The following is a 26,683-nucleotide window of genomic DNA, read 5'->3' as shown; positions in this document are numbered from 1 at the left end:
CGGGGACGGCGGTGCCCCGGTTCGACGACTCGCTCTCGCTGTCCGCGCTCGCGCGGCTCGGCTTCGTGGGGCTGTCCGCCGCGTCCGCGGGGCTACGTGAGCTCGGCGAGACCACAGGCCTCGCGCCCTCGGCGCTGATCGCGCCGTTGCGCAGCGCGGATCCCGACGAGGCGCTGGCAGGCCTCATGCGGGTCGCGCGCCGGGACCCGTCCGCCGTCACGGCGGTGCTGTCCGACGAGGCGGCGCGCGCTCGCGCCTGGGCGGTCTTCGGCGCCTCGCCGGGACTCGGCCGGTTCTTCGAGCGCCGTCCAGAGGAGCTCGCGCTGCTGTGCGAGGAGCGTGCGGCGCTGCCGACCGCGGATCAGCTCCGCGCGACGCTGCTGTCGGCGGTCGGCGCCGTGGACGGCTTCGCGACGGCGGGCGACGCGGCAGCCCGCGTGGGGCTGCGCGTGGCGTACCGGCGTGCGGTCGCCGGGATCGCCGCGTGGGATCTCGCCGCGTCGGACCCGGTCGAGGCGGTGGCCGCGGTCTCGGCGGCACTCGCCGACGCGGCGTCCGCGGCCTTGGAAGCGGGACTCGCGATCGCGCGCACGACGGTCGCCGGCGACTCGGCCGACGGGCGCAGGGACATCGCACTCACCCGGCTCGCGATCATCGGGATGGGCAAGACCGGGGCGCGCGAGCTGAACTACGTGAGCGATGTCGACGTCATCTACGTCGCCGGCACCGCGGACGAGGAGCGGCTGCCCGAATCCCGCGCGATCGACATCGCGACCCGCCTCGCCCGCGAGACCATGCAGGCCCTGGCGGGGATCGAGGCCGAGCCGCCGCTCTGGGAGGTCGACGCCGCGCTCCGGCCCGAGGGCAAGCAAGGCGCACTGGTGCGCTCGCTCGGCTCGCACGTCGCGTACTACGACCGCTGGGCCAAGAGCTGGGAGTTCCAGGCACTCCTCAAAGCGCGGGCGATCGCCGGCGATCCCGAGCTGGGCGACGCGTACGTGAACGCGGTGCAGCCCAAGGTGTGGTCGAGCGCGGCGAGGGAGGACTTCGTCGGGAGCGTGCAGCGGATGCGCGAGCGCGTCACGGAGCACATCGCTCCGGAGGACGTCCCGTATCAGCTGAAGCTGGGCCCCGGTGGGCTGCGGGACATCGAGTTCACCGTGCAGCTGCTGCAGCTCGTGCACGGGCTCACGGATCCGCAGATCCGCACCAGAGGCACCCTGGAGTCGCTCGAGGCGCTGGTCGCCGGCGGCTATATCGGCCGCGCCGAGGCCGGGCTGTTCGCGCACGACTACCGGGTCCTGCGGCTGATCGAGCATCGACTGCAGCTGCGCGAGATGCAGCGCACGCACCTCGTTCCGCGCGACTCGGAAGCGCTGCGGGTACTCGGCCGCGCGACCGGGCTGGCCGAGTCGGCGGCCGGCATCCGGGGCGTCTGGGAGGACGTGCGCCGCGAAGTGCGCGATCTGCACACCCGACTGTTCTACCGTCCGCTGCTCAGCGCCGTCGCGTCGCTGCCGGAGGCGGAGCGCACGCTCTCCACCGACCAGGCGCACGATCGTCTCGCGGCGATCGGCTTCCGCGACCCTGCGGGAGCGCTCCGCCACATCGGTGCGCTCACCACCGGGCTCAGCCGCAAGGCGACCATCCAGAAGCACCTCATGCCGATCATGGTGCGCTGGTTCGCGGATGGCACCGACCCCGATTACGGCCTGGTCGCGTTCCGACGCATCAGCGAGCGCCTCGGCGACACCCCGTGGTTCCTGCGGATGCTGCGCGACTCCTCGGGGGCGGCGGAGCGACTCACGCGGGTGCTGTCCTCGTCGCGCTACGTCGGCGAGCTGATGGAGTGGATCCCCGAGTCCGTCGCGTGGCTGGAGAGCACGGAGCAGCTGCGGCCGCGCCCCCGTTTCGCCCTCGACGAGGAGGCCAGGGCCATCCAGACCCGGCACGACACGATCCTCGACGCCATGCGCTCGGTGCGGGCGCTGCGGCGGCGCGAGCTGCTGCGCACCGCGATGGGCGCCGTGCTGGATGTGCTCACGATCGACGAGGTCGCCAGTGCATTGACCGGGATCACGGACGCCACGATCCAAGCCGCGCTGCGGGCCGTACGTCGCGACGTCGTGCCGGAGGAGGACGACGCCCTGGACTTCTCCGTCATCGGGATGGGGCGCTTCGGCGGCGCGGAGCTCGGATTCGGATCCGACGCGGACGTGTTGTTCGTGTACGACGCGAACGGCGTCGAGCCGCAGCGCGCGCAGCAGCTCGCCACGCGCATCGTGGCGGGGCTCCGGGAGCACCTCACGGACCATCGGCTGCCGCTCGACCTCGACGCGGACCTGCGCCCGGAGGGGCGCAACGGCCCGCTCGTGCGCACGCTCGATGCCTATGCCGCGTACTACCGCCGCTGGTCCCTGTCCTGGGAGGCGCAGGCGCTGCTGCGGGCCAGGGGCGTCGCGGGCAGCCACAAGCTGATCGAGCGTTTCATCGGGCTCGCCGACGGCGTGCGCTACCCCGAATCGCTGGATCTGGCCTCGGTGCGGGAGATCAAGCGCATCAAGGCCAGAGTCGAAGGAGAGCGGCTGCCGCAGGGGGTGGATCCGCGCCGCCACCTCAAGCTCGGTCCCGGCACGCTCAGCGACGTGGAGTGGCTGATCCAGATCGTGCAGCTGCAGCACGCGCACGCGGTGCCCGCGTTGCGCACGACCTCCACGCTCGCGGCGCTGGATGTGGCGGTCGCATCCGGGTTCGTGCCCGAGGAGGGCGGCGAGCTTCTGCGCGAGGCGTGGCGGCTGTCCAGCCGGCTGCGCTCGGCGATGACGCTGCTCACTGGGCAGACGAAGGACGTGCTTCCTGCCGACCCGCGCGAACTCGACGGCGTCGGCAGGATCCTCGGCTATCCCGATCGCTCCGCGGCGACCGTCGAGGAGGAGTACCTGCGGGTCACCCGCCGGGCCAGGAAGGTCTTCGAGACACTGTTCTACGGCTGACGGGCGCTTCTCGTGCCGTTCCTGTCGCGGCCCAGGGAGGATGGACTCATGACGATCGTCGGTGTGGTCCGCAATCCAATGAAGCTCGAGTCGGAGGAGGAGGTGCGCGCGGCGATCCTGGAGCGCCTCCCCGATGCCGACATCCGGGTGTTCGACACGACGGAGGACGACCCGGGCCGGGGGATGGCAGAGGAGGCGGTCGACGCCGGATGCGCGCTCGTCTTCGCGGCCGGAGGGGATGGCACGGTCCGTGCGGTGGCCGGGGTGCTGGCGGGCACCGACGTCGCGCTGGGGATCCTGCCGCACGGCACCGGCAATCTGCTCGCGCGGAACCTCGGGGTGCCCCTGACGGGAACGTCCGACGCGGTCGCCCATGCGCTCTCCGCGGAGCCCCGGCGCATCGACGTGGGCACGATCGAGGTGCTCGACGGCGATGCCGCGGGCGAGCATCTGTTCGTCGTGATGGCCGGTCTGGGCCTCGATGCGCGCATGCTCGAGGAGACCGATGACGAGCTCAAGGCGAAGGCCGGCTGGCTCGCGTATGTGAAGGCGCTCGGAGCCGCCGCGGCCGGCACTGAACTCGTGCCGGTGGAGCTGAGCCTCGACGACGAGCCCCGTGATCGTGCGCGCGTCCACACGCTCATGATCGGGAACTGCGGGACGATCCAGGGCGGGATCACACTGCTGCCGGACGCCGTGCCGGACGACGGGCAGCTGGATCTCCTGCTCATCAGCGCGGACGGCGTCGCGGACTGGTTCGAGACGGTTCGCACCGTGGTCTGGGACAACGGCCTGCGGCGGCTTCTCGGCGGAGAGACGACGAGCACGGACGTGGTGCGCCACGCGTCGGCGCGCAGCATCGACGTCGATCTGGACCGGCCGCAGCCGTTCCAGATCGATGGAGAAGAGCGGGGTGAGGTGCGCTCTTTCCGAGCCGGCGTCCGTCCCGGCGCCCTGCTGGTCCGCGCCTGAGCCCACCCTTCGCCTGCGGACCGCGGGCGGATCGGGTCAGGCGCGAGTGGCCGCGCGTCAGATCTCGACCGTCAGGATGCGCTGGATCTCCTCGCGCACGAGCGCGACCATGTCGACCCCGTCCCGGTTCAGCAGCCACTGCGTCTGGATGCCGTCCGTCAGGGCGATGAGCGTGCGCGCGGCGGATTCCGGAGCCACATCCGCGACCACGTCGCCACGTGCCTGCAAGGCGGTGAAGGTGTCGCGGAGGAAGGCGACGGCGAACTCGTAGCGCTCCCGCAGGTACTCGTGCAGCGGATGGTCGGAAGAAGTGGCCTCGGCCGCGAGCGTCACCTGGAGCTCCACCATCCGCTGTGCGCCCTGGTTGTAGCGGGCCGCCTCGATCCACTGCTTCAGCACGTCGAGGGGATCCTCCGAGGAGGACATCCGCCGGATCGCCTGTTCGTCCCGCCAGCCCAGCACCGCGTGCAGCAGGTCGAGCTTGGTCGGGAAGTAGTGGCGCACGCCGGCGTGGGTGAGCCCCGCCTTCGCGGCGACCTCGCGCAGGCCGCCGGTGCGGTAGCCGGCGGTCGCGAACACCTCGAGGGCGGCCTCCAGGATGGCCGTACGACGCGCCTCGCCCTTCGGATAGCGCCGTGGGGCGGGGGAGGGATCGGTGCTCACGGATTCGAGGCTACCTCAGCGGATCCGGGTCATGGAAGAAAAACCACCCAACTGGATGGTTTTCTGTTAGTGTCGTCGCCAGTCGAGCCGATCGAGCTCGCACGATCCCCTGGAGCCACCATGGTCAACGCCGACCCGATGCTCGTCCCCGGCACCCCCGACACGCCGGATCCTGCTCCCGCGCCGGGGACCTCGGCGCTGTACCGGCGCGGGGCGCACTTCCGGCGATATCGCGTGAGCTATCTGATGGCCGGACTGTCGATCGCGGCGATCTGGGGTGCGGTGGGCGGCATCCTGCTTCCGCTGCACGTGCAGCAGATCGAGTTCGGACAGTTCTTCGGCGGTGCGGACGCGGGCGTGGATCTGCAGTCCCTCACCGCGCTCAAGTACGCGGTCGATGCGGGGAGCACGGTTCCGACCGCCGACCAGAGCAGACTGCTCAGGCTGCTCGCAGAGTTCGAGGCGGCACGGGCGCTCGGCCTGTCGTCGATCGCCGTCGTCTCCTCGATCCTGACCATGCTCATCCAGCCCATCGCGGGCATCCTCTCGGATCGCACGCGCTCGCGCTGGGGACGGCGCGCTCCCTGGATCATCGCGGGCGCGGTGATCGGAGCCGCGCTGCTCGTGGCGATGCGGTTCTCACCGACGATCGGGCTGCTGCTGGTGACCTATTCCGTCGCCCAGCTGGGATTGAACCTCGCATCCGGGCCGCTGAATGCGACAGTGGCAGACAGGGTGCCGCCTGGACAGCGCGGGTCGATGTCAGCGCTGTCCGGGTTCTCCTCGCTCATCGGCGGTGCGATCGGCTCGATCGTGGCAGGAGCCCTGTTCGCGATCATCGGTCTCGATGCGTACTTCCCGTTCGTCGTCGCCGTGATCGTGTTCACCGTGCTCTTCGTCCTGCTCGCTCGGGATCGATCCTCCCGGGACCTCGTCGTACCCCCGATGACTCTCAGACAGGTGCTGGCCTCGTTCACGGTCGCGCTCAGGGACCGAGACTTCCGCTGGCTGTGGATCGCGAAGGTCGCGTTGCTGTTCGGCGGCGGAGTATCCGGCGCGTTCGGCATCTACATGCTGCAGAGCTACATCCGGCCGGGACTCTCCGCGGCCGAGGCCGCGCAGATCTCGCCACTGCTCGCGATGGCCGGGATCCCCGGGACCGTGGTGGCACTGCTCGTCGCCGGATGGTGGTCGGATCGGGTCGGGCGGCGCAAGCCGTTCGTCATCGGCGCGACCTTCCTGATCGCCGGGTCGATGTTCATCCCGCTGCTCAGCCCGACCTTGCCCGCCCTGTTCATCCAGGGGGTCATCGCCGGGGTGGGGGTCGGCACGTTCCTCACGGTCGACCAGGCCATGTTCATCGACCTGTTGCCGGACAGGGACGCGGCTGCCCGCGATCTCGGGGTGAGCACGCTGGGTGGCAACCTCGGGCAGGCACTCGGCCCGCTGCTCGCGGGTGTGGTCGTCGCGGTGACCGGCGGCTACACGGCGCTGTGGATCGTCGCGATCGTGATCGTCGTGGTCGCTGCGCTGCTCGTCTTCCCGATCCGGCGCGTGCGATGAGCGTGCTCCCGCCTCCTCTGCGCCCCACCGTCGCGAACCAGCTGCTCGCGCGCATGCTGCTGCGCACCGCAGCCCGGTTCATGCCGGAGGAGAGCATGACGAGTGCCGAACTCATCGCCCTGGACCCGGAGCTCGGGGCCGTGGTCACAGAGGACGTCGCGGTGCCGGGCCCGCGCGGGCCGATCCCGGTGCGCCTCTACCGCCGGGACGACGCGGAGCCGCGCGCGGGCTTCGTCTGGGTGCACGGCGGCGCCTGGATGTTCGGCATGCTCGACTCCCCGGAGGCGCACGCGGTGGCGATGTCGATCGCGGCGCGCGGGATCGCGGTCGCATCGGTGGACTACCGCAAGGCACGCGGACGCACGTGCTTCCCCGTCCTCTCCGACGACGTGCTCGCTGCCTGGCAGTGGGTGCACGCCTATGTCGATCGACTGGGAACGACGCCGGAGAAGCTGCACCTGGGAGGTGCGAGCGCGGGCGCCAATCTCGCCGCGGGCGTGGTGCGACGGCTCATTGCGGCGGGGGAGCAGGCGCCGGCCACCCTGGTCGCCGCGTATCCGCTCCTGCACTTCGTCCTGCCCCCGCTCCCGGAGGATCTCGTTGCGGCCCTCGAGAGCACGCCTCCGCCGTTCCGTTTCACCCCGCGCATGGTCAGTCTTCTGAACCTCAACTGGGCGGGCGTCCGGTACCACGAGGATCCGGTCGCCTTCCCGGCGCTCGGTCCGCTGGACTGCATGCCGCCCACGTTCGTGATGGACGCGGAGTCCGATGAACTACGGGCATCGTCGGCGGCGTTCGCGGCCGCGCTGCGAGCGGCCGGCGTCGAGACCGGCTACGAGACCGTGCCGGGCGCCTTTCACGGCTATCTGGCTCAGCCGGGCACGCCCGCCGCGCAGGACGGCCTCCGTCGGATCGTCCAATGGATCGACGACCACTGACCTCCCGCCCTGCACCGACCCTCCGTCCGATGCCTCGGACGACCCACCGAGAAGGACAGCACGTGACAACGCCACCCACCGCCCTCATGATCACCCCCGACCGGCCGATCGACGGCGCCCCCGCCGTCCGCCGTGTGTTCGTGCTCGACCAGGATCACGGAGCGGTGGTGCGCGCGGAGGTGCTGGCGACCGCACTCGGCGTGTGCGAGGTGCGGGTGAACGGCGTGCCCGTCTCGCCGGACGTGCTGACACCCGGCTGGACCAGCTACGAGTGGCGGCTGCGATATGCGCAGTGGGATGCGACGCCTCTGCTCGTCGGGCTGCCGGACGACCGGGCGGTGATCGAGGCGGTCATCGGATCGGGCTGGTACTCCGGGCATCTCGGATGGGACGGCAACAGCGAGGTGTACGGCGCGGAGCGCGCTGTGCTCATCGAACTGCGGATCCTGTTCGCGGACGGCCACGTCCAGACGGTCGGGACTGACGAGACCTGGACCTCGCTGCCCACCGAGACGACCGCCGATGACCTCTACGACGGGCAGCGGATCGACCGGCGCCTCGTCGGGGCAGCTGATCGTTTCGCCGCTGCTTCGCGGCCGGGAGAGGGGGGAGTGAAGGTCGTGCCCTTCGATGCCGCGCGCCTCACTGCTTACACCTCTCCGCCGGTCCGCCGGCAGGAGGAGATCGCGCCGATCCGGGTCTGGCGGTCGCCGGCGGGCGCTCTGCTCGCGGACTTCGGGCAGAATCTCGTCGGATGGACCCGGCTGACGGTGCGCGGAATCGCGGGCCAGGAGATCACCGTGCGCCACGCCGAAGTGCTCGATGAGGAGGAGCTGGGCACGCGGCCGTTGCGTCGGGCGCGGGCGACCGACGTCTTCGTGCTGTCCGGCGCCGACGACGTGTTCGAGCCCACGCTCACGTTCCACGGGTTCCGCTACGTGGAGGTCTCCGGATGGTCCGGCGCCGATGACGACCTCGGCGCGGCGCTGCGGGCGGTCGTGATCGGATCCGATCTGATCCGCACCGGAACCTTCCGCAGTTCGCATCCGCTCCTGAACCGCCTGCACGAGAACATCGTCTGGGGCATGCGTGGCAACTTCGTGGATGTCCCCACCGACTGCCCGCAGCGGGATGAGCGACTGGGGTGGACGGGGGACCTCGCCGCCTTCGCGGAGACCGCGGTCTATCTCTACGACGCGGAGGCGTTCCTCGCCGACTGGCTGCGCGATCTCGCCGTCGAGCAGGAGCACGCCGACGGCCGCATCCCGATCGTGGTGCCGGACAACCTGAAGTACGAGGAGATCGGCGCGATGGCCGCGGCGATGGGGTCGAGCCTCGTCATCGCACTCTGGAACGATGCGGCGTGCTGGGTGCCCTGGGCGATGTACGAGGCCTACGGGGACGCGAGCGTTCTCGCGGATCAGTACGCCTCGATGACCGGGCACGTCCGCCGTGTGGGCGCGGCCCTGTCTCCGCGGGGTCTGCTGGAGGGCGGCTTCCAGCTCGGCGACTGGCTGGATCCGACGGCGCCGCCGGACGCGCCGCACATGGCGAAAGCGGATCCCGCGGTCGTCGCCACCGCGTGCGTGCACCGCTCCGTCATGATCGCGCGCGATGCCGCGTGCGTGCTCGGCAGGGACGACGACGCGGCGGAGTTCGACGCCTTGGCGGCGCGGATCGGGGACGCCTTCGTCGAGCACTGGGTGAGCGACGGCCGGATCCACAGCGATGCACCGACCGTGTACGCGCTCGCGATCGTCTTCGGGCTGCTGGACGGGACCGACCGGGCGGCCGCGGGAGATCGGCTGGCGGAACTCGTCGCGGAGGCCGGGCACGTCATCACAACGGGCTTCGCCGGAACGCCGTTCATCCTCACGGCGCTGTCGGAGACGGGCGACCTGGAGACCGCCTACCGACTGCTGCTGCAGGAGGATTGCCCCTCCTGGCTGTACCCGGTCACGATGGGCGCGACGACGATGTGGGAGCGCTGGGACTCGATGCTGCCGGATGGCACGATCAACCCCGGCGAGATGACGAGCTTCAACCACTACGCGTTCGGTGCCGTCGCGACGTGGCTGCACCGTGTCGTCGCGGGTCTCGCGCCCGCCGCACCGGGGTATGCCCGCGTCCGCATCGCGCCGCGGCCGCCCTCAGCGGGGTTGACGTCGGCCGAGACTGCGCTGGAGTCGCGCCACGGCAGGATCGCGACCGGGTGGAGCGTGGATGACGGCGTGCTGCGGGTGGTGGCGACGCTCCCTGAGGGCGTGACTGCCGAGGTGTCGCTGCCATCGGGCTTCACGGCCGAGGTGGGCACGGGCACGCACGAGTGGAGTGAGCCGTTCCCGGCGTGCATCGCTCGGAGCGCTGCGCGAGTGCTGTCGGGGACTTCGGCGGGGGAGTCGGCGGGCTAGGCCCGCTCGTCGACGGTTCTTGCGTCCGCGGAGGGGAAGAGCGGGCTCTCCACGGTGCGGAGCGTGCGCAGCCACTCGACCTTCGCGACATCGTCCTCGTGCAGTTCCTGGACCGAGAGGCCTCCGTCGCCCGCAGCTGAGTTCGGGGGGACCAGAGCCACGGCGATGGCTGTGGTGAACGGAACCGCGAGCACGAGTCCGATGCCGCTGCACAGGGTGCGGACGATCTCGGTGGCGATGTCCTCGAGGCTCAGCAGGTTCAGCATCGGCTGGTTGTAGACATAGAGCAGGAGCACGACGCTCAGCGATGCCCCGACGTACGCGAACACGATCGTGTAGATCGTGGATGCGATGTGATCGCGCCCGATGCGCATGGCCCGTCCGAAGAGCTGCCGGCGGGAGAGTTCGGGGGCGACCGCGCGCAGCTCCCACACCGAGGAGCTCTGCGTGATGGTCACGTCGTTGAGCACGCCGAGCCCGGCGATGATGATCGCGCAGGTGAGCAGCCCCTGGAAGTCGACCTGCGGCACCATCGGGGCCAGGAAGCCGGCGCTCTCATCGATGCCGCTGAGCCGGGTGGTGCTCACGGCGAGTTGCGCGAGGAGTGCGGTGACGGCCACTCCGGCCAGCGTCCCCGCCAGCGCAGCGCTCGTGCGCATGGAGACGCCGTGGGCGAGGTACAGCACGACGTAGAGGATCGCTGAGGAGGCGACGAGCGCGATGGGGATCGCAGGTCCCGCATGCAGCAGCGCAGGAAGCATGAACATCACGATCATCGCTCCGCTGAACACCAGCCCGATGAGCGAGAGCAGGCCGCGGAGAAGCCCGACGGCCACGACGATCACGACGAACAGCCCCACCCACACCGCCAGCGGGATGGTCCGCACGACGCCGAACGCCGAGATCCCGGGATCGACCCCTCCCGGCTGCACGACGCCGGGGTTGGCGGGGAGCCGGACGTCCATGAGCTCGAGCCGATCCCCGGGGCGGAGCCCGGCACGGGCGAACGGGCCGTTCAGCATGATGGTGACCGTGTCGCCCGCACGCTGGCCCGATTCGACCTTGACTTTCGCGATGGCGCAGGCCGGAGCGGGTCCTGCTGCTGCGCCCGTCCCCGATCCGCCGCCGGCGGAGCCGGAGGCGCCTGATGGGCTGCCGGATCCGTCGGGGGATCCGGTGCCGCCCGCCAGGCCCGATCCGCCTGCGGACGGGGCGACGCCGCACCGTGGTGTGATCTGGAGGATCTCGCCCGTCGGGTAGGTCGCCCCCTGAGCCGAGGTCGCGCCGGGCACCGGACCGGCGGGTGCTCCGCCGGCAGGCCAGAGGAGGAGCAGCCCCACGATCGTGGTCACTCCGATGACGACCAGGATCGTCAGCAGTATTCGTTTGGGAGTCCGTGCGACCGCGACGTACCGGGGTGTCGACGACGAGTGCGCGTGTCCGTGGCCCATCGCAGTCCTCCTCCGCCCCCTGGGCAACGTTAAGCCTCGGAGCGTGCTCAGGCGCGCATGCCGGTGCGCGCGTCGAGGCGCTCGCGCGGCGGGCCTATTCTCGAGAGTCTGCGGACTCAGACGCCGTAGGAGAGCTCGAACTCCTGAGAAAGACGCGGCCCTCTGCTGCCGCGCTTCCTCGAAGAGAAGACGGCAGCAGAGGGCCACGGGGCGTCGCAGAGCGCGGCGGTACGAGCGCCTGCGACTACTGGGGGGTCAGCACGGGGTTGCTGGGAGTGAGGTCGCTCCAGTTGACCGTTCCCGTACCGAGGATGATGGTGCCGAGGCTGGACGGGCTGGTGATGTCATAGCAGAGCTGGTAGGTGCATTCGATCTGCGGGAGCGGGAGGATCGGGATGAAGATCGCCGTGAACGTGAAGCAGACGCGTGTCGGCACCTTCGGGGAGTATGGCGGGATGGCGTCGTCGGGCATATTGATCTGCCCGATCACGGAGAACGTCGAGTCGAAGGCACTGATCTGCCCGATCGTTCCTGCACCGGTCGTCGCTCCGACGGTGAACTGGTTGCTCGTCCCATCGCTGAACGAGATCGTCCCACCGACGCCGACGATCGTGTACGCGGGCTTGAAGAAGCCGGTGTCACAGCCTGTGCTGTCCAGGTTGTATGCCATGGTTCCGGTGACGGTTCCGAGGTTCAGGACCGTGACTGCCTGAGCCGTGAACGCGCCCAGCGACCCGACTTGCAGACACCCGCATCCGGGATTCGTGACGCTCGCGGCGGACACGGGCATCGCAGCAGCGGCGGCCACCACAGGCGCCGACCACGCGGCACCCTTCAACACCGTACGCCGCTTGACGAGCTTAGAATCGTTCTGAGACATCCATTACCCCCTGAAATCGCGTCGGGCGAAGCCGGCATGTCGACTGCGGTTCCGCTGTTGAGGGCATCGTCGGACGTCCCCGATCCGCCAGGTTGCAAGGGGGCGTGATCTGTTCCATATTCGTCGCGCACTGATCGCTACTTGGATTCGCCTAGACCCGCTGCGTTGATCGGCTTTGAGGGCCTGTGGCTCGCTGAAGATGGCCGAGGCGCGACTTCGGCAGGCTTCGGCAAAGACCACGCTCGGTCACCTGTGACCGGTCCGCGACGAGTCCTTGCAGACCGCGTCGCAGCCGTGCTGGAAGCACGAAAGAACCCGCCTCAGCCGGGGGACGCTGAGACGGGTTCTTGAGATTTTGCGGACTGTCTGCGGACTAGCCCCAGTTCTACCGCGGAATCTCGCTACACGCCGAAGTAGAGCTCGAACTCGTACGGGTGCGGGCGCTGCGCCATCGGGAGGATCTCGTTGTTGTACTTGTACGAGATCCAGGTCTCGATGAGCTCCTTCGTGAACACGCCGCCCTCGAGGAGGAAGTCGTGGTCGGCGCGGAGCGCCTCGAGCGAGTCCAGCAGCGAGTTCGGCACCTGCGGGATGTTCTTGGCCTCCTCGGGGGGAAGCTCGTAGAGGTCCTTGTCGATCGGCTCGAGCGGCTCGATGCGGTTGCGGATGCCGTCGAGGCCGGCCATGAGCTGCGCGGCGAAGGCGAGGTACGGGTTGCCCGAGGCGTCCGGCACGCGGAACTCGATGCGCTTGGCCTTCGGGTTGGAGCCCGTGAGCGGGATGCGGATCGCGGCCGAGCGGTTTCCGGCGGAGTAGGCCAGGTTGACCGGCGCCTCGAAGTGCTTCACCAGGCGGTGGTAGCTGTTCAGCGTCGGGTTGGTGAAGGCCAGCACGGCGTGCGCGTGCTTGAGGAGGCCTCCGATGTACCAGCGGGCGGTGTCGCTGAGCTGGCCGTAGCCGTTCTCGTCGAAGAACAGCGGCTTGCCGTCCAGCCACAGGGACTGGTGCGTGTGCATGCCGGATCCGTTGTCGCCGAACAGCGGCTTCGGCATGAACGTGACCGTCTTGCCCCACTCCTCGGCGGTGTTCTTGATGATGTACTTGAACTTCAGGATGTCGTCGGCCGCATGCACCATGGTGTCGAAGCGGTAGTTGATCTCCTGCTGACCGGCGGTGCCGACCTCGTGGTGGGAGCGCTCGAGGTGGAAGCCCGCGTCGATGAGGTTGAGCGTCATGTTGTCGCGCAGATCGGCGGTCTTGTCCACCGGCGCGACGGGGAAGTAGCCGCCCTTGAACGGCGTCTTGTTGCCGAGGTTGCCGCCCTCCTCCTCGCGGCCGCTGTTCCACGCGGCCTCCTCGGAGTCGACCTTGTAGAAGCTCTCGCCCGCGGTGACGGAGTAGCGCACGTCGTCGAAGATGTAGAACTCGGCCTCGGGGGCGAAGTAGGCGGTGTCGGCGATCCCGGTCGAGGCGAGGTACTTCTCGGCCTTCTTGGCGACCTGGCGCGGGTCCTTGCTGTAGATCTCGCCCGTGCGCGGGTTGTAGATGTCGAACAGCATGACGAGCGTGCTCGCCTCGCGGAACGGGTCGACGTACGCCGTGGTGACGTCGGGGATGAGCTGCATGTCCGACTCGTGGATCGACGCGAAGCCGCGGATCGAGGAGCCGTCGAAGAGCTGACCGTTGACGAAGAAGTCCTCGTCGACCGTCGCTGCAGGGATGTTGAAGTGCTGCTGCACGCCGGGCAGGTCGGTGAAGCGGATGTCGAGGAACTTGACGTCGTTGTCGCGGATGTACGCGAGCACGTCGGCGGGGGTGGTGAACATGCATCAACTCCTGGAGGAACGGGTGCGGTCGAGCGACCTGCAAGCAGGTTACGAGGGGGGGATGACGCGATCGTGTCTGGAATGTTTCGGGCGTGTTACGCCTCAGGGGTCCGCTGCGACCGCGTCGGAGGATCCTTCCCGTGTTTCGTCGTGTGGCCATGGATGACGGAGCGTGTCGCGCCGGCGAGCGGCGGAGGCTCCGACGATGGTTCGATCCTGGGCATGACAACGCACCGAGCGAACCGCCTTCTGTCCGCCCTCGCCGTCACGGCCGTCGGGATGATGGCGCTCGCCGGCTGTGCGCCAGGATCCGCCGCGTCGTCGTCATCGTCCGCGTCCGATGCGAAGCACATCGTGATCGGCACCGATGACGGGAACGAGCAGTACTGGACGATCCTGAAGGGCAAGCTCAAGTCCGAGGGCATCGACCTCGAGGTGCGCACCCTCGCCGACGGCGTGCAGCTGAACCAGGGCGTCCAGGACGGCGCGCTGGACGTGAACCTGTTCCAGCATCTGATCTTCCTGTCGCAGTTCAACGTCAAGAACGGCGGCACGCTGGTCCCCGTCGGCGCGACCGCGGTCTATCCGCTCGCGCTCTATTCCGAGAAGTACCACGACGTGAAGGACCTGCCGGAGGGGGCCACGGTCGCGGTTCCGAACAATCCGACGAACCTGGCCCGCGCGCTGCTCAACCTGCAGAAGGCCGGTCTGCTCACACTGAAGGACGGCGGCAGCGCGCTGGCCACGCCGGACGAAGTGGTGAGCTCGTCGATCACGCTCAAGCCGGTCGACGCCAATCAGACGGTCACCGCGCTCAAGGACGGTAGCGCCCAGGCGGCCGTGGTGAACAACACCCAGGCGCAGAAGGGCGGCCTCGGCGACGACCTGATCGTCTTCAAGGAGAACCTCGACGATCCGAAGCTCGCCCCGTACATCAACGTGTTCGTCACCCGCGCCGACGAGAAGGACGATCCGCGCTGGGCGAAGCTCGTGGCGGCGTATCACTCGCCCGAAGTCGAGGCGGCTGTCACGGCGCTCAACCAGAAGAACCTGAAGTTCCAGACGAGTTGGACGACGGCGAAGCTGGGGGAGGAGCTCACCTCGCTGCAGGCCGCGCTCAAGGCCAAGGGCTGAGCAGGATGGCATCGGTCATCTCGTTCGATGCCGTCTCCAAGGCGTATCCTGCCGGAGGTTCGGGGCGATCCCGGGCCTCCGGCGGGTTCGTCGCCGTGGAGGATGCGAGCTTCACGGTCGAGCCCGGCTCGATCGTCGGCGTCATCGGCTACTCCGGCGCCGGCAAGTCGACACTGGTGCGTCTCATCAACGGGCTGGAGCGACCGTCCTCGGGGGCCGTGCGCGTTCTCGGCGTGGATGTCGGTCGCGCCTCCACGGCAGAGCTGCGAGGTCTGCGCGGGCGCATCGGCATGATCTTCCAGCAGTTCAACCTCTTCAACGCGCGCACGGTGCGCGGCAACGTCGCGTATCCGCTGCGGGTCGCCGGCTGGAGCAGGGCCGATATCGACGCACGGGTCACCGAGCTCCTGGACTTCGTCGGCCTCGCGGACAAGGCGGGCCAGCGGCCCCGTCGGCTCTCCGGAGGCCAGAAGCAGCGGGTCGGCATCGCGCGCGCCATCGCGACGAGCCCTGAACTGCTGCTCGCGGACGAGGCGACCAGCGCATTGGATCCGCAGACCACCGCGGAGGTGCTGGATCTGCTCCGCGAGATCAATCGCCGCCTGGGAATCACGATGGTGGTGATCACGCATCAGATCTCGATCGTGCACGAGCTGTGCGATCGGGTCATCGTGATGGACCAGGGGAGGATCGTGGATCACGGTGACACGTATCGGGTGTTTGCGCACCCCCGTGCCGCACTGACCGCGCGCTTCGTCGACGCGGTCACCCAGGGGGTGCCCCAGGGGGAGACGCTGGAGGCGCTCAGGGCTCGTGGGGGTGAGCTGCTCAGCGTTGACGTGAACGAAGTCACGAGCGACGACATCACGGGCGTGCTGGACCGGCACGGCGTGCGCGGCACGGTCGTCTACGGCGGCGTGACGGACATCCGCGGCCAGCAGCTCGGCACGCTCACCTACCGGATCGACGCCGACCGTACGGTCGTCGCGCGGATCGCGGCGGAGCTCTCCGCGCGAACGCGGGCCGTGCTGCTCGAGGACACACGGCTGCTCGAGGACGCCGTGCCGACGCCGGGGGATGATCCTCGATGAGCGTCGCCTTCGCAGCGCATTCCGCGCTCCTGGTCCCCTCGTCGGACTGGGGATCCCTCGCACCGGTTCTGCTCCAGTCGGTGCAGGAGACGGTCGTCATGGTCGTCGTCACGCTCGTGATCGGAGGTCTCGCCGGTCTCCTCCTCGGTGCGCTCCTCTACGCGACCCGCCCGGGGAACCTGTTCCAGAACGCGGTGCTGTTCCACGCGCTGAACCTCGTCGTGAACCTGATCCGGCCGATCCCGTTCATCATCTTCCTGACCGCGGTCGCCCCCGTGACGAAGGCGGTGGTGGGATCGACGCTCGGCACCGCCGCAGCGATCGTCCCGATGACGATCATGGCCGCGGTGGTGATCGGGCGCGTGGTGGAGCAGAATCTGGTCGCGGTGGATCCTGGCATCGTGGAGGCGGCGAGCGCGATCGGAGCCCGCCGGATCTCGATCCTGTTCACGGTCGTCATCCCGGAAGCGCTCGCCCCGCTGATCCTCGGTTACACCTTCATGTTCATCGCCGTGGTCGACATGTCGGCGATGGCCGGCTACATCGGCGGAGGCGGGCTCGGCAACTTCGCGATCCTGTACGGCTACCAGCAGTTCGACGCGCAGGCGACCTGGGTCACGGTCGCGATCATCGTCGTGATCGTGCAGGCGGGACAGTTCTTCGGCAACCGGCTGGCGCAGCGGATTCTGAGCCGCTGAGGGGCTTCCTCGCCCCGCCCGTCCGGCCTCGCGGACAGGACGGGCGTGCCTCGCACGGGCCAGAGCGCAGACGAGACGAGCGGGGCGCGTCGCCTAGGCTGGAGGGATGTCCGACACCGCGCAGACCTACCCCGGGGAACGTCTCGGCCTCCCCAAGACCGGTACCGGCAGCGTCGGCCGGATCGGGCGCCGCATCGCGGCTCTCGCGATCGACTACGCGGCGGCGTCCCTCATCGCCACCGCCTTCCTCGGGTTCCAGCAGTTCGCGTTCCCGAAGGAAGCGGGCATCACCCAGTTCGCGCCGATGATCGTGTTCGCGGTGCTGCAGATCCTGTTCATCCCGACGATCGGCGGCAGCCCTGGGCACCGCATCGTGGGCCTTCGCCTGGTCATGCTGAACGGCGCCTGGGTCGGCCTGTGGCGTCCGATCGTGCGCACGGTGCTGCTCGTCTTCGTCATCCCCGCGGTCATCTTCGATGCCGATCAGCGCGGTCTGCACGACAAGGCGGTCGGAACCGTCCTCATCCGCGCTTGAGAGCATTCTCGCCCACAGGTCCGGGTGCGGATCCGTGTGATGCCGCGATCTGAGAGGATGCCTTCATGCCTGTCCTGACCGTCCGAATCATGACCGACGTCGAGTGCGATGCCTGGCTCGACGAGCTCGCTCGGGAGTATGCCGAAGAGCAGGTCCTCGCCGGTCGGTGGGCATCGGAGGGCGCGGTCGAGCGTGCCAAGGAGGAGAACGCCGAGCTGCTGCCCGACGGCCCCGCCACGGATCGCATGCTGGTGCTGCGCGGCATCGACGAGTCCGGTGCGCCGATCGGTCGTGCCTGGGTCGCTCTGGATCATCCGCGCGGCGCACCGGGAGTGGCGTTCCTCTACGACATCGAGGTGATCGCCGGGCGGCGTGGAGAAGGCCTCGGTCGTGCGCTCCTGCAGGCGGTCGAGGCGGAGACGCGCCGGCACGGGGCGGATGCGCTCGAGTTGAACGTCTTTGGCGGCAATCGCACCGCGATCGCGCTCTACGGATCCGCCGGCTACGAGGTGGTCACGCAGCAGATGCGCAAGTCCCTGTAGCGGGGCTCAGGCGGCGGTGTGGCCCCGGTTGAGGCGGCGGAACGTCTTCGGGGCCTTACCGCCCAGGAACGAGCGCGCAGGATCGATCGTGAAGCCCTGACGCAGCGCCTCGCGGCCGATCAGCATCCGGAAGCCCATCTCGCTCCGGTTGCTGAGGGTGACCTCCGCGGTGACCCTGTGGCCGACCAGCACGAGGTCCAGCAGGACGACCAGACGGCTCTGCGCGTGCCCCGACGACGAGCGCACGTCCCGGCGGTCGAAAACCGGCAGTTCCACGGGGACGAGTTCGTGCGCGCCCTGCCAGGGGCGGACGTCGAACCGCACCCAGGGGACGCCGTCGCGCTCGAATTCGCGGATGTGCTGCGCGTGCAGCGACGAGCTCCGGGCCCCGGTGTCGACCTTCGCCTTGATCCAGGGGATTCCGACGTCGGGCAGGGACACCCACTCCCGCCACCCGATTAGGGTGCTTGAATGAGTAGGTCGGTCCACAACACACATCCTGGCAGGAAATCACCGTGAAGCTCGCCGTGCTCTCGCGCGCCCCGCACTCCTACTCGACCCAGCGCCTCCGTGCCGCCGCGATTCAGCGCGGGCATCAGATCAAGGTGCTGAACACCCTGCGCTTCGCGATCGACCTCACCGCGGATGAACCGGATCTGCATTTCCGTGGCCGCCGGCTGAGCGACTACGACGCGATCCTGCCGCGCATCGGAAACTCGATCACGTACTTCGGCACGGCCGTCGTCCGGCAGTTCGAGCAGATGGACGTCTACACGCCGAACACCGCGAACGGCATCTCGAGCGCCAGGGACAAGCTCCGCGCGAACCAGATCCTCTCGCGGCACAACATCGCGATGCCCCCTACCGCCTTCGTGCGCAACCGTGCCGACGTGCGTCCCGCGATCGAGCGGGTCGGCGGGGCGCCCGTCGTGATCAAGCTTCTCGAGGGCACACAGGGGATCGGCGTCATCCTCGCCCCTCAGGTCAAGGTCGCCGAGGCGATCATCGAGACGCTGCACTCCACGAAGCAGAACGTCCTGATCCAGAAGTTCATCTCGGAGAGCCGGGGCAGGGACATCCGTGCCCTCGTGGTCGGCGATCGCGTGGTCGCGGCGATGCGCCGGGTCGCGAACGGCGACGAGTTCCGCTCCAACGTGCATCGGGGCGGCACGGTCGAGGCCGTCCAGCTCGACCCGGTCTACGAGCAGACCGCGGTCCGCGCCGCGCAGATCATGGGCCTGCGCGTGGCGGGTGTCGACATGCTCGAGGGAGAGGACGGACCTCTCGTCATGGAGGTGAACTCCTCGCCGGGCCTGCAGGGCATCGAGGCGGCCACAGGGCTGGACGTGGCGGGTGCCATCATCGACTTCATCGCGAACCAGGTGAACTTCCCTGAGATCGACGTGCGCCAGCGCCTGAGCGTCTCCACCGGCTACGGGGTGGCGGAGCTCGTGATCCACGCCGGAGCCGAGCAGGTCGGCAAGCAGCTCGGCGACCTCGGCCTGTGGGACCGTGACATCACGGTGCTCACGCTGCACCGCGGCGTCACCGTCATCCCGAACCCGCGCAAGCACGTGGTGCTCGAGGACGAGGACCGGTTGCTGTGCTTCGGCAAGCTCGACGAGATGCGCTCGATGATCCCGGAGCGGCGTCGTCGCCGTGCCAAGGTGCGCAAGCTCTCCAAGGAGCACATGCCCGACTCGTCGTCCTGAGCGGACCACCGCGGAACGAACGAGCGCCCGGCCCCACGGGGGACCGGGCGCTCGTGGCGTCAGGGCTCAGCGCGGACGCGGTGCGCGCGTCTTGAGCGGGTCGATCCCCTTGGGGATCGGGAGCGAGGCGACGGACTGGGAGACGGACTCCATGCGCTTGATCACGGCGGCCATGGTCGCGTTGTCGATGGCCTTGGGCAGCTTCTTGATGGTCTTGGAGAGCTTGTCGATCGAGACCTCGTCCTCGCCGTGGCCGACGTAGAAGACGTTCACGGGCACGCCCTGCGCGACGCGCATGGCCTTGGTCTTCTCGTCCTTGACGAGGCGGGTGAGGCGGCCGCGCGCACCCTCGGCGATCACCACGATGCCGCCGCGGCCGATCGCGCGGTACACCGCATCCTGCGTCTTCGGGTTCACTCCCACGGGCACCTCGGAGCCCTGCCAGCTGCGCCCCAGCGAGGTGCTGATCACGTGGCCGGCGGCGCCGGGCATGCCGTCGATCTTGCGGTACATCGCGGTCGTGGACAGGCGCGTCATCAGGAACATGGCGCCCAGTACACCGAGCAGCAGACCGGTGATGCCCCACAGCACGAGGCTCCAGATCTGGAACGGGGGGATCAGGTAACCGACGATCAGGCCGACGAGAACGCCGACGACCAGGAGCGCGATCTGCGCCCAGGGCAGCCACGGGTAGATCTCCCGGGTGAAGCGGAAGAGCGAGCGCAGCTGCGAGAAGAAGCCCGGCTGCTTCTCCGTCGCGGAGGGACTTTTTGCCATGCCCTCCAGCCTACCGATTCCGCGCGCATGTGACGGCGCGGACGGGCACGCGCTGGGCGAACAGTTTGGTCCTGCACAGGATCCGTGCGCTCCGGACTGCACACGGATTGCGCGACACGGCGTCACGGAGGTGTCCGGCCCGCTGAGATGGGCGCATGACGGAACGCAGCAGGGGCATCACCGTGACGGGCGCGCATCGCACCATCCGGACGCTCGCGGAGGACGAGGGGCCGTTCGAGGGCGATCTCGTCACGCGCACCGGCGGCATGGCCGTGCGGGTGGATGCGGAGCGGCTGCGCGGCTGGGTGGGGTGGACGTTCGCGGGAGCCGAGCACGTGGCGGCACCGCTCGACGTCGCGCTCCGGGCGGACGGGCAGGACGTGCTGCTGCCCTGGTGCGTGCGGACCGTGCGCACCTCTCTCGCGCAGGCGGGGGAGGCGGACGGGATCTCGCACGGCGAGGCGGTCACGCTCGCCGCCAGCGTCCTGCGCGGGGTCCTCGAGCTCGAAGACGGGCTGCCCGAAGCCGGGCGCAGTCGGCGCGGCGACGGCGAGCTCCGCGACGCGCGCATGGACGGGGAGGGCGAACCGCACGGCAGCTGGTGGCTCACGGATGAGGCCCGGCCCGTCTTCGTGATCGAAGCGCGCGAGGGACGGCACGCAGACGGGCCTGTGCGCGACACCGGGGAGCGACTGCTGCGCGATGTGGAGGGACGGATCGAGGATCGGGCGCTTCGGCGAATCCTGGCCCGTCTCGCGGAGGCGCTGCACGATCCGCGCCGCCTCCGCGCCGAGGCCGCCCGCTGGGAGCGGGAGCTGCTCGAGATCGCGGCGCCGCGGCCGCTGCGGATGATCGCGGACGAGTTCGCAGCGGACGACCGAGAGGAGGATCCCGCGCGGCCGGTGTCATTGCGGCGGGAACGTCCTCCACGGCGCGCAGAGCTGCGTACTGCCGGACGGGCGGGTGCCGTCGCCTCCCGGCGGACCGGGCCGCGAAGCGACCATGCGATGCCGAGGCTCCCGCGCGCACGTGCCGCTCCCCGTGCAGGCGCGCTCCGTGGAGGCCGTGGCCGCTCTGCGCTGGAGGGACCGATGCGCGTTCTGCGAGATGTCACGGGGCATGCGCGAGCGCGCGGCAGGGATCTGAACGCGCTCCGCCGAGGCGTGCGCGACCGATCGTCCTGGTTGCAGTCGGAGCAGCCGCTGCGACGCAGGCGGTGGAGGGGGCCGGCGGTCGTCGCGGCCTCGGCGGCGGTGGCCATCACCCTGGTCGGGGCGCTGTGGCCCTCCGACACCGGCGGCGCCGACGCGGCCGGGCGCAGGACCCGGACGGCGGAGGTCGTGCCGTCGGCGAGCGGTTCGCCTTCGGCCGCCGCGCCGAGGAGCGCGGCGGCCGAACGGGGAGCAGCGCCGGCCGGATCCGACGAGCGCCCCCGGGCGCCGGGGGCATCGTCGCTGTCGGAGCCTGCGGCAGCAGGCGCGGAGCTGATCGCCGCCGCGCGGACCTGCGAGGCGTCGCCGCAGCCGGCCTGCGCCGAGGTGTGGGATGGCGGCACGGCGGCGTCCCACTCTCTGCGTGGGGCGCAGGAGCCTGCGGAGCTGATCGAGGACTACGGCGACATCGCCGCGATCCGGAACGGATCCGGCGAAGAAGCTCAGATGGTCGTGATCATCCGCAGAAACGCCGAATGGCGGATCCGCGATGTGTACGACATCGCGGATCCGCCATCCGAAGGAGCCGGGGCTCCGTGACAGGGCCTCAGGCGCCGAGCTGGGCCGTGAAGTCCGCATCCTCCAGGCGCGTCTTCACCGACGAGAGGAAGCGTGCGGCATCCGCTCCGTCGATCGTGCGGTGGTCGTACGACAGTGCGAGGTAGACGTAGGACCGCACGGCGATGGCCTGCTGACCGTCGACCGTGACCACACCGGGGCGCTTCACGACGATGCCGGTGCCCAGGATCGCGGATTGCGGCAGGAACACCACGGGGGTGTCGAACAGCGCACCGCGCGAACCGGTGTTGGTCAGCGTGAACGTGCCGCCGGCCAGCTCGTCGGGCTTCAGCTTGTTGTCGCGGGTACGGGCCGCGAGATCGGCGATCTCGTGGGCGATCTGAGCGACGTTCTTCGACGCGGCATCGCGCAGCACCGGCGTGAGCAGGCCGCGCTCGGTGTCCACGGCGATGGAGATGTTCTCCGAGGCCGGGTACACGATATCGGTGCCGTCGACCGTGGCGTTCACGATCGGGAACTCCTGCAGCGCCTCGGCGGCGGCGAGGGCGAAGAACGGCAGGAAGGACAGCTTGTCGCCGGTCTTCTGCTGGAACGACCCCTTCACCTGGTCGCGGTACGCGGCGAGCTTCGTGACATCGACCTCGACCACCGTGGTCAGCTGAGCCGTCTGCTGCATCGACGCGACCGCGCGCTCGGCGAGGACCTTGCGCAGACGCGACATCGGCTGCGTGGTGCCGCGCAGCGGAGAGATCTCGCGAGCCTTCTTGGGCGCGGCGGCCGCGGCGGGCGCGGCGGCCGGAGCCGCAGAGGCGTTCAGCACGTCCTCCTTGCGAATGCGTCCGCCTACGCCGGTGCCGGTGATGGACGCCAGGTCGACGCCCTTCTCGGCGGCGAGGCGGCGCACGAGCGGCGTCACGTACAGCGAGTCGGATCCGGAGTCGGCAGCCGGAGCAGCCGGTGCGGGAGCCGGGGCCGCGGCGAGAGCAGGAGCGGCAGCAGGCGCCGGTGCGGCAGCAGGCGCCGGTGCGGGAGCTGCGGCAGGCGCGGGTGCAGGAGCTGCGGCGGCGGGCGCCGGGGCGGGCTCGGCAGCCGGTGCCGGAGCGGCGGGGGCTGCCGCGGCGGGAGCGCCGCTGCCGATACGGGCGAGGACAGCGCCGACGGCGATGGTCTCGTCCTCGGCGGCGAGGATCTCCTGCAGCGTGCCGGCGACCGGCGAGGGGATCTCGGTGTCGACCTTGTCGGTCGAGATCTCCAGAAGCGGCTCGTCGATGGCCACGTCATCGCCGACCTGCTTCAGCCAGCGGGTCACGGTGCCCTCGGTGACGCTCTCGCCGAGCTCCGGGAGACGGACGTCCGTTGCGTTCGAGGACGCGGCGGGTGCTGCCGCGACAGGTGCGGGCTCCGCGGCTGGCGTGGGCGCCTCAGCCTCAGCCTCAGCCTCAGCTGGAGCCGGAGCGGCGGCGGGGGCGGCTTCGGCGGCGGCCGGGGTGCTGGAGCCGTCAGCGATGCGGGCGAGGATCGCGCCGATCTCGACGGTGTCGTCCTCGTGGACGAGGATCTCCTCGATCACGCCGCTGACCGGCGAGGGGATCTCGGTGTCGACCTTGTCGGTCGAGATCTCGAGCAGGCCCTCGTCGGCCCGGACGGTGTCGCCCACCTGCTTGAGCCAACGGGTCACAGTGCCCTCGGTGACGCTTTCGCCGAGGGCGGGAAGGACCACGGGTGTGCTCATGACGGAGTCTCCTTAGGAAAAATCGTTACGGTGTTCAGCTTAGTGGGCAACCCGGCGTTCAGCCCAGTTGTGAATTCCACGATGCGTAAGAAAGATTTCACATTGCGTGAAGCGGTTTGCCGGCGAGAGCGAGGAACGCCTCACCGAGCGCCTCGCTCTGGGTCGGGTGGGCATGGATCAGCGGCGCGATGTCCTCGGGGTGCGCCTCCCAGCTCACCGCGAGCTGCCCCTCGGTGATGAGCTCTCCGACGCGGTCGCCGAGCAGATGGACGCCCAGAACAGGACCGTCCTTCTGGCGCACGACCTTGACGAGTCCGCCCGTGCCGATGATCTCGCTCTTGCCGTTGCCGGCGAGGTTGTACTCGTAGGAGACGACCGCGTCGGCGCCGAAAGCCTCGATCGCGGCGGCTTCGGTGACGCCGACCGAGGCGACCTCGGGGCTGCAGTAGGTGACCCGCGGGATCTGCGCATCCGGAATGACCGCGGGGGTCAGTCCGGCGATGCGCTCGGCGACGGCGATGCCCTGCAGGAAACCGCGGTGGGCGAGCTGCAGCCCCGGCACGATGTCGCCGACGGCCCACACGCGGTCCACGTTCGTGCGCAGCTCGGGGTCGGCGAGCACGAAGCCGCGCTCCATGACGACGCCGGCCTCCTCGAATCCGAGCCCCGCCGTGGCCGGGCCGCGGCCGACGGCGACGAGCAGGTAGTCGGCCTCGTAGGTCGTCCCGTTCTCCAGGGTGACCGTGACGGCGTCCTCGGTCTGGGTCGCGCTCGCGAACCGCACGCCCAGCGAGTATGTGATGCCGCGGCGGCGGAACGCGCGCTCCAGGCCCTTGCTGAGCGCGAGATCCTCATTCGGGGCGAGGTGATCGAGCGCCTCGACGATCGTGACCTCCGCGCCGAACGAGCGCCAGACACTGGCGAACTCGACGCCGATCACGCCGCCGCCGAGGATGACGACGCGCTGCGGGACCTCCTCGAGCGCGAGCGCCTGCTCGCTGGTGAGGATCCGCCCGCCGATCTCCAGACCAGGCAGCGACCGGCTGTACGAGCCCGTCGCGAGGATCACGTCGGCGCCGGTGTACACGTCGTCGCCGACCGCGATGGAACGATCGGCGCGCAGAGTGCCCTCCCCGCCGACGACCGTGATGCCACGGGCCTTGACGAGCCCCTCGAGGCCCTTGTACTTCTTCGCGACGATGCCCTCGCGATAGGCGCGGACGCCGGCCGGGTCGATCCCCTCGAAGGAGGCGCCGACGCCGTACTTGGCCGCGTCGCGCACGTTGTCGGCGATCTCCGCGGAGTGCAGCAGCGCCTTGGTCGGGATGCAGCCGCGGTGCAGGCAGGTGCCCCCGACCTTGTCCTTCTCGATCAGGGCGACGGACTTGCCGAGCTCGGCGGCGCGCAGGGCTGCGGCGTAACCGCCGCTGCCGCCGCCGAGGATCACGATGTCGAAGGCGTGAGCGGTCATGCGCGTGCTCCGTTCGCGCGCGCCTCGGCGAAGGCGACCAGCGTGCGCACGATCGCGCCCGTGGCGCCCTTGTCGGTGAAGCCGTAGGGGGCGCCCTTGTGCTCGGACGAACCGGCGATGTCGAGGTGGGCCCAGGGGATCCGGGGCGCGTCGGCCTCGTCGGAGGTGCGCCCGACCATGCGGCGCAGGAACAGGCCGGCGAAGAGCGCACCGCCTGCGGGGTCGCCGATCTTGGCGTTGACCATGTCGGCGATCGGCGACTTCAGCTCGTCCTCCATATGTTCGGGAAGCGGCATCGGCCACGCGAGCTCGCCGGTCGTGGATGCCGCGGCCAGCACTTCCTGCACGGTGTCGTCGTCTCCGAAGACGCCGGTGTGACGCATGCCGAGCGCGACGATGATCGCGCCGGTCAGGGTGGCGACGTCGAGGATCACGTCCGGGTTCTCCCGGCTCGCGGCCACCAGACCGTCGGCGAGGACGAGGCGTCCCTCTGCGTCCGTGTTGAGCACCTCGACGGTCTGGCCGTCGGCGAAGCGCAGCACATCGCCGGGGCGGATCGCCGAGCCGGAGGGCATGTTGTCCGCGATGCACAGCCACGCGGTCACACGGATCGGCAGACCGAGGGCCGCGACGGCCTTGGTCGCGGCGAGGATGCTGGCCGCTCCCGCCATGTCGGTCTTCATGCCGACCATGCTCGCCGGGGGCTTGAGGGAGAGGCCGCCGGTGTCGAACGTGATGCCCTTGCCGACCAGGGCGATGTGCCCGGCGGCCCCTGCGGGGGAGTAGTCGAGGCGCACGAGGCGCGGCGGGCGGTCGGATCCCTGTCCGACGCCGAGGATGCCGCCGTAGCCGCCGGCGGCGAGGGCGGTCTCGTCGAGCACCTCGACGGTCACATCGAGCGCGGAGAGCTCCTCGACGGCGCGGTGCGCCAGATCCTCAGGGCCCAGCCACTCTGCGGGCGTGGTGACGAGATCCCGGGTCAGCGCGACCGCTTCGGCGAGCGCCGTGGCATGCGCGACATCGTCCGCCGCGAGCGCGGCGTGCAGCACGACCGTCCCCGCACGCTTCGGCTGGTCGCCGGAGCGGTAGTCGTCGAAGCGGTATCCGCCCAGGAGCGCGCCCTCGGCGGCGGCCGGCGCGTGCTCCGCGACGGCGTCGCCGAGCAGCACGGACACGCGGTCGAAGCCGGCGAGCGTGCGCAGGGCAGCTCCGACGGCCTCGCGCACGGCGTTCGCATCGGGGGCGGATCCGGCGCTCACGACGGCGACCGGAACGTCTGCGACCTCAGGGGCGGGGATCCGCGTGTAGGCGCCCGCCTTCCCGGTGAAGCCGACCGCGGTCAGCGCGGCGTGGGTGGAGGAGAAGGGGGACAGGTCTTCCGGGGTGTCCGTGAGACCGGCGACGACGAGCACGACCGCATCTGCGTTCGCGTCCGCCGGAGCGCCTGTGTGCAGCTCGAGCGCAGGAGACGTCATGGTTTCCATCCTAGGTTCGGCACGATGCGCGAGGAGAGGATGGGCTCTCCGCGTGTTCGCTCTCAGCGCTCAGCGGATCCGGCCGGTGG

At 69.9% G+C, this 26,683-nt stretch carries 21 protein-coding genes; 12 read left to right on the top strand and 9 right to left on the bottom strand.

Annotated features, from left to right (window positions below):
- The first annotated feature begins 11 nt into the window (after positions 1-11).
- Positions 12-2,993, top strand: a complete 2,982-nt coding sequence (locus ACFC1J_RS03455; RefSeq protein ID WP_375902470.1) for a bifunctional [glutamine synthetase] adenylyltransferase/[glutamine synthetase]-adenylyl-L-tyrosine phosphorylase — start codon at positions 12-14, stop codon at positions 2,991-2,993.
- A 48-nt stretch (positions 2,994-3,041) separates the two neighbouring features.
- The gene (locus ACFC1J_RS03450; protein ID WP_375902468.1) at positions 3,042-3,965 is read left to right on the top strand and encodes a diacylglycerol/lipid kinase family protein; all 924 of its coding nucleotides are present in this window, start codon (positions 3,042-3,044) and stop codon (positions 3,963-3,965) included.
- 57 nt (positions 3,966-4,022) lie between these two features.
- On the opposite strand, the gene ACFC1J_RS03445 is transcribed toward ACFC1J_RS03450, so the two are convergent.
- The gene (locus ACFC1J_RS03445; protein WP_375902466.1) at positions 4,023-4,628 is read right to left on the bottom strand and encodes a TetR/AcrR family transcriptional regulator; all 606 of its coding nucleotides are present in this window, start codon (positions 4,626-4,628) and stop codon (positions 4,023-4,025) included.
- A gap of 120 nt (positions 4,629-4,748) precedes the next feature.
- Here ACFC1J_RS03445 and ACFC1J_RS03440 point away from each other — a divergent pair, with 120 nt between their 5' ends.
- The 3 genes from ACFC1J_RS03440 (at position 4,749) to ACFC1J_RS03430 (ending at position 9,540) form a co-directional block, all read left to right on the top strand.
- The gene (locus tag ACFC1J_RS03440) at positions 4,749-6,191 is read left to right on the top strand and encodes an MFS transporter (protein WP_375902464.1); all 1,443 of its coding nucleotides are present in this window, start codon (positions 4,749-4,751) and stop codon (positions 6,189-6,191) included.
- A complete protein-coding gene (locus tag ACFC1J_RS03435; RefSeq protein WP_375902462.1) occupies positions 6,188-7,129 on the top strand; it encodes an alpha/beta hydrolase in 942 nt (313 codons plus the stop codon). Before ACFC1J_RS03440 ends, ACFC1J_RS03435 begins: the two co-directional genes overlap by 4 nt.
- 62 nt (positions 7,130-7,191) lie before the next feature.
- A complete protein-coding gene (locus ACFC1J_RS03430; RefSeq protein ID WP_375902460.1) occupies positions 7,192-9,540 on the top strand; it encodes a family 78 glycoside hydrolase catalytic domain in 2,349 nt (782 codons plus the stop codon).
- Here ACFC1J_RS03430 and ACFC1J_RS03425 read toward each other — a convergent pair.
- The 3 genes from ACFC1J_RS03425 to glnA form a co-directional block, all read right to left on the bottom strand.
- Positions 9,537-10,991 carry a YibE/F family protein gene (locus tag ACFC1J_RS03425; RefSeq protein WP_375902458.1) on the bottom strand — a complete coding sequence of 485 codons (1,455 nt, stop codon included), beginning with the start codon at positions 10,989-10,991 and terminating at the stop codon, positions 9,537-9,539. The genes ACFC1J_RS03430 and ACFC1J_RS03425 overlap by 4 nt on opposite strands.
- Positions 10,992-11,235: 244 nt before the next feature.
- Positions 11,236-11,871 carry a hypothetical protein gene (locus ACFC1J_RS03420; RefSeq protein ID WP_375902456.1) on the bottom strand — a complete coding sequence of 212 codons (636 nt, stop codon included), beginning with the start codon at positions 11,869-11,871 and terminating at the stop codon, positions 11,236-11,238.
- A 401-nt stretch (positions 11,872-12,272) separates the two neighbouring features.
- Positions 12,273-13,697 carry a type I glutamate--ammonia ligase gene (glnA, locus tag ACFC1J_RS03415; protein ID WP_375902454.1) on the bottom strand — a complete coding sequence of 475 codons (1,425 nt, stop codon included), beginning with the start codon at positions 13,695-13,697 and terminating at the stop codon, positions 12,273-12,275.
- Between the two features lie 222 nt (positions 13,698-13,919).
- On the opposite strand from glnA, the gene ACFC1J_RS03410 reads away from it, so the two are divergent.
- The 5 genes from ACFC1J_RS03410 to ACFC1J_RS03390 all read left to right on the top strand — a co-directional run bounded on the left by ACFC1J_RS03410 (position 13,920) and on the right by ACFC1J_RS03390 (position 17,697).
- Positions 13,920-14,831: a MetQ/NlpA family ABC transporter substrate-binding protein gene (locus ACFC1J_RS03410; protein WP_375902452.1), complete on the top strand. Its 912-nt coding sequence runs from the start codon at positions 13,920-13,922 to the stop codon at positions 14,829-14,831.
- A gap of 5 nt (positions 14,832-14,836) precedes the next feature.
- Positions 14,837-15,922, top strand: coding sequence for a methionine ABC transporter ATP-binding protein (locus ACFC1J_RS03405; RefSeq protein WP_375902450.1), 1,086 nt, complete (start codon positions 14,837-14,839; stop codon positions 15,920-15,922).
- A complete protein-coding gene (locus ACFC1J_RS03400; protein WP_375902448.1) occupies positions 15,919-16,620 on the top strand; it encodes a methionine ABC transporter permease in 702 nt (233 codons plus the stop codon). The genes ACFC1J_RS03405 and ACFC1J_RS03400 overlap by 4 nt, the downstream gene beginning before the upstream one ends.
- 106 nt (positions 16,621-16,726) lie before the next feature.
- Entirely contained in the window at positions 16,727-17,155 is a 429-nt protein-coding gene (locus ACFC1J_RS03395; protein ID WP_375902446.1) for an RDD family protein, read from the top strand.
- Positions 17,156-17,220: 65 nt separating this feature from the next.
- On the top strand, positions 17,221-17,697 hold the full coding sequence (locus tag ACFC1J_RS03390) for a GNAT family N-acetyltransferase (RefSeq protein ID WP_375902445.1): 477 nt from the start codon (positions 17,221-17,223) through the stop codon (positions 17,695-17,697).
- 6 nt (positions 17,698-17,703) lie between these two features.
- Here ACFC1J_RS03390 and ACFC1J_RS03385 read toward each other — a convergent pair whose 3' ends face one another.
- Positions 17,704-18,195, bottom strand: a complete 492-nt coding sequence (locus tag ACFC1J_RS03385) for an ATP-dependent zinc protease (RefSeq protein ID WP_375902443.1) — start codon at positions 18,193-18,195, stop codon at positions 17,704-17,706.
- 17 nt (positions 18,196-18,212) lie between these two features.
- Here ACFC1J_RS03385 and ACFC1J_RS03380 point away from each other — a divergent pair, with 17 nt between their 5' ends.
- On the top strand, positions 18,213-19,409 hold the full coding sequence (locus ACFC1J_RS03380; protein WP_375902441.1) for a RimK family alpha-L-glutamate ligase: 1,197 nt from the start codon (positions 18,213-18,215) through the stop codon (positions 19,407-19,409).
- A gap of 66 nt (positions 19,410-19,475) precedes the next feature.
- Here ACFC1J_RS03380 and ACFC1J_RS03375 read toward each other — a convergent pair whose 3' ends face one another.
- Entirely contained in the window at positions 19,476-20,186 is a 711-nt protein-coding gene (locus ACFC1J_RS03375) for a DUF4191 family protein (RefSeq protein ID WP_375902439.1), read from the bottom strand.
- A 155-nt stretch (positions 20,187-20,341) separates the two neighbouring features.
- On the opposite strand from ACFC1J_RS03375, the gene ACFC1J_RS03370 reads away from it, so the two are divergent.
- Positions 20,342-21,937 carry a hypothetical protein gene (locus tag ACFC1J_RS03370; RefSeq protein WP_375902437.1) on the top strand — a complete coding sequence of 532 codons (1,596 nt, stop codon included), beginning with the start codon at positions 20,342-20,344 and terminating at the stop codon, positions 21,935-21,937.
- Between the two features lie 7 nt (positions 21,938-21,944).
- On the opposite strand, the gene sucB is transcribed toward ACFC1J_RS03370, so the two are convergent.
- From sucB to ACFC1J_RS03355, 3 genes are all read right to left on the bottom strand, one after another.
- Positions 21,945-23,648 carry a 2-oxoglutarate dehydrogenase, E2 component, dihydrolipoamide succinyltransferase gene (gene sucB, locus ACFC1J_RS03365; RefSeq protein WP_375902435.1) on the bottom strand — a complete coding sequence of 568 codons (1,704 nt, stop codon included), beginning with the start codon at positions 23,646-23,648 and terminating at the stop codon, positions 21,945-21,947.
- A 97-nt stretch (positions 23,649-23,745) separates the two neighbouring features.
- Positions 23,746-25,119, bottom strand: a complete 1,374-nt coding sequence (lpdA, locus tag ACFC1J_RS03360; RefSeq protein WP_375902433.1) for a dihydrolipoyl dehydrogenase — start codon at positions 25,117-25,119, stop codon at positions 23,746-23,748.
- Positions 25,116-26,594 carry a leucyl aminopeptidase gene (locus ACFC1J_RS03355; protein ID WP_375902431.1) on the bottom strand — a complete coding sequence of 493 codons (1,479 nt, stop codon included), beginning with the start codon at positions 26,592-26,594 and terminating at the stop codon, positions 25,116-25,118. The genes lpdA and ACFC1J_RS03355 overlap by 4 nt, the downstream gene beginning before the upstream one ends.
- Between the last annotated feature and the right edge of the window lie 89 nt (positions 26,595-26,683).

Origin of the sequence: Microbacterium sp. NPDC056052 (assembly GCF_042266785.1) — a bacterium.
Taxonomy (GTDB): Bacteria; Actinomycetota; Actinomycetes; order Actinomycetales; family Microbacteriaceae; genus Microbacterium.
Note: the sequence above shows the minus strand (reverse complement) of the source record. Positions and strands in the feature narration are given on the sequence as shown.

Bases quoted from the DNA above. Each gene is read 5' to 3' on its own strand.
- ACFC1J_RS03390 (WP_375902445.1), top strand. From the start codon at position 17,221: ATGCCTGTCCTGACCGTCCGAATCATGACCGACGTCGAGTGCGATGCC.
- glnA (WP_375902454.1), bottom strand. From the start codon at position 13,697: ATGTTCACCACCCCCGCCGACGTGCTCGCGTACATCCGCGACAACGAC.
- ACFC1J_RS03375 (WP_375902439.1), bottom strand. From the start codon at position 20,186: ATGGCAAAAAGTCCCTCCGCGACGGAGAAGCAGCCGGGCTTCTTCTCG.
- sucB (WP_375902435.1), bottom strand. From the start codon at position 23,648: ATGAGCACACCCGTGGTCCTTCCCGCCCTCGGCGAAAGCGTCACCGAG.
- lpdA (WP_375902433.1), bottom strand. From the start codon at position 25,119: ATGACCGCTCACGCCTTCGACATCGTGATCCTCGGCGGCGGCAGCGGC.
- ACFC1J_RS03410 (WP_375902452.1), top strand. From the start codon at position 13,920: ATGACAACGCACCGAGCGAACCGCCTTCTGTCCGCCCTCGCCGTCACG.
- ACFC1J_RS03370 (WP_375902437.1), top strand. From the start codon at position 20,342: ATGACGGAACGCAGCAGGGGCATCACCGTGACGGGCGCGCATCGCACC.
- ACFC1J_RS03440 (WP_375902464.1), top strand. From the start codon at position 4,749: ATGGTCAACGCCGACCCGATGCTCGTCCCCGGCACCCCCGACACGCCG.
- ACFC1J_RS03450 (WP_375902468.1), top strand. From the start codon at position 3,042: ATGACGATCGTCGGTGTGGTCCGCAATCCAATGAAGCTCGAGTCGGAG.
- ACFC1J_RS03405 (WP_375902450.1), top strand. From the start codon at position 14,837: ATGGCATCGGTCATCTCGTTCGATGCCGTCTCCAAGGCGTATCCTGCC.
- ACFC1J_RS03420 (WP_375902456.1), bottom strand. From the start codon at position 11,871: ATGTCTCAGAACGATTCTAAGCTCGTCAAGCGGCGTACGGTGTTGAAG.
- ACFC1J_RS03355 (WP_375902431.1), bottom strand. From the start codon at position 26,594: ATGACGTCTCCTGCGCTCGAGCTGCACACAGGCGCTCCGGCGGACGCG.
- ACFC1J_RS03425 (WP_375902458.1), bottom strand. From the start codon at position 10,991: ATGGGCCACGGACACGCGCACTCGTCGTCGACACCCCGGTACGTCGCG.
- ACFC1J_RS03385 (WP_375902443.1), bottom strand. From the start codon at position 18,195: ATGTGTGTTGTGGACCGACCTACTCATTCAAGCACCCTAATCGGGTGG.
- ACFC1J_RS03395 (WP_375902446.1), top strand. From the start codon at position 16,727: ATGTCCGACACCGCGCAGACCTACCCCGGGGAACGTCTCGGCCTCCCC.
- ACFC1J_RS03435 (WP_375902462.1), top strand. From the start codon at position 6,188: ATGAGCGTGCTCCCGCCTCCTCTGCGCCCCACCGTCGCGAACCAGCTG.
- ACFC1J_RS03400 (WP_375902448.1), top strand. From the start codon at position 15,919: ATGAGCGTCGCCTTCGCAGCGCATTCCGCGCTCCTGGTCCCCTCGTCG.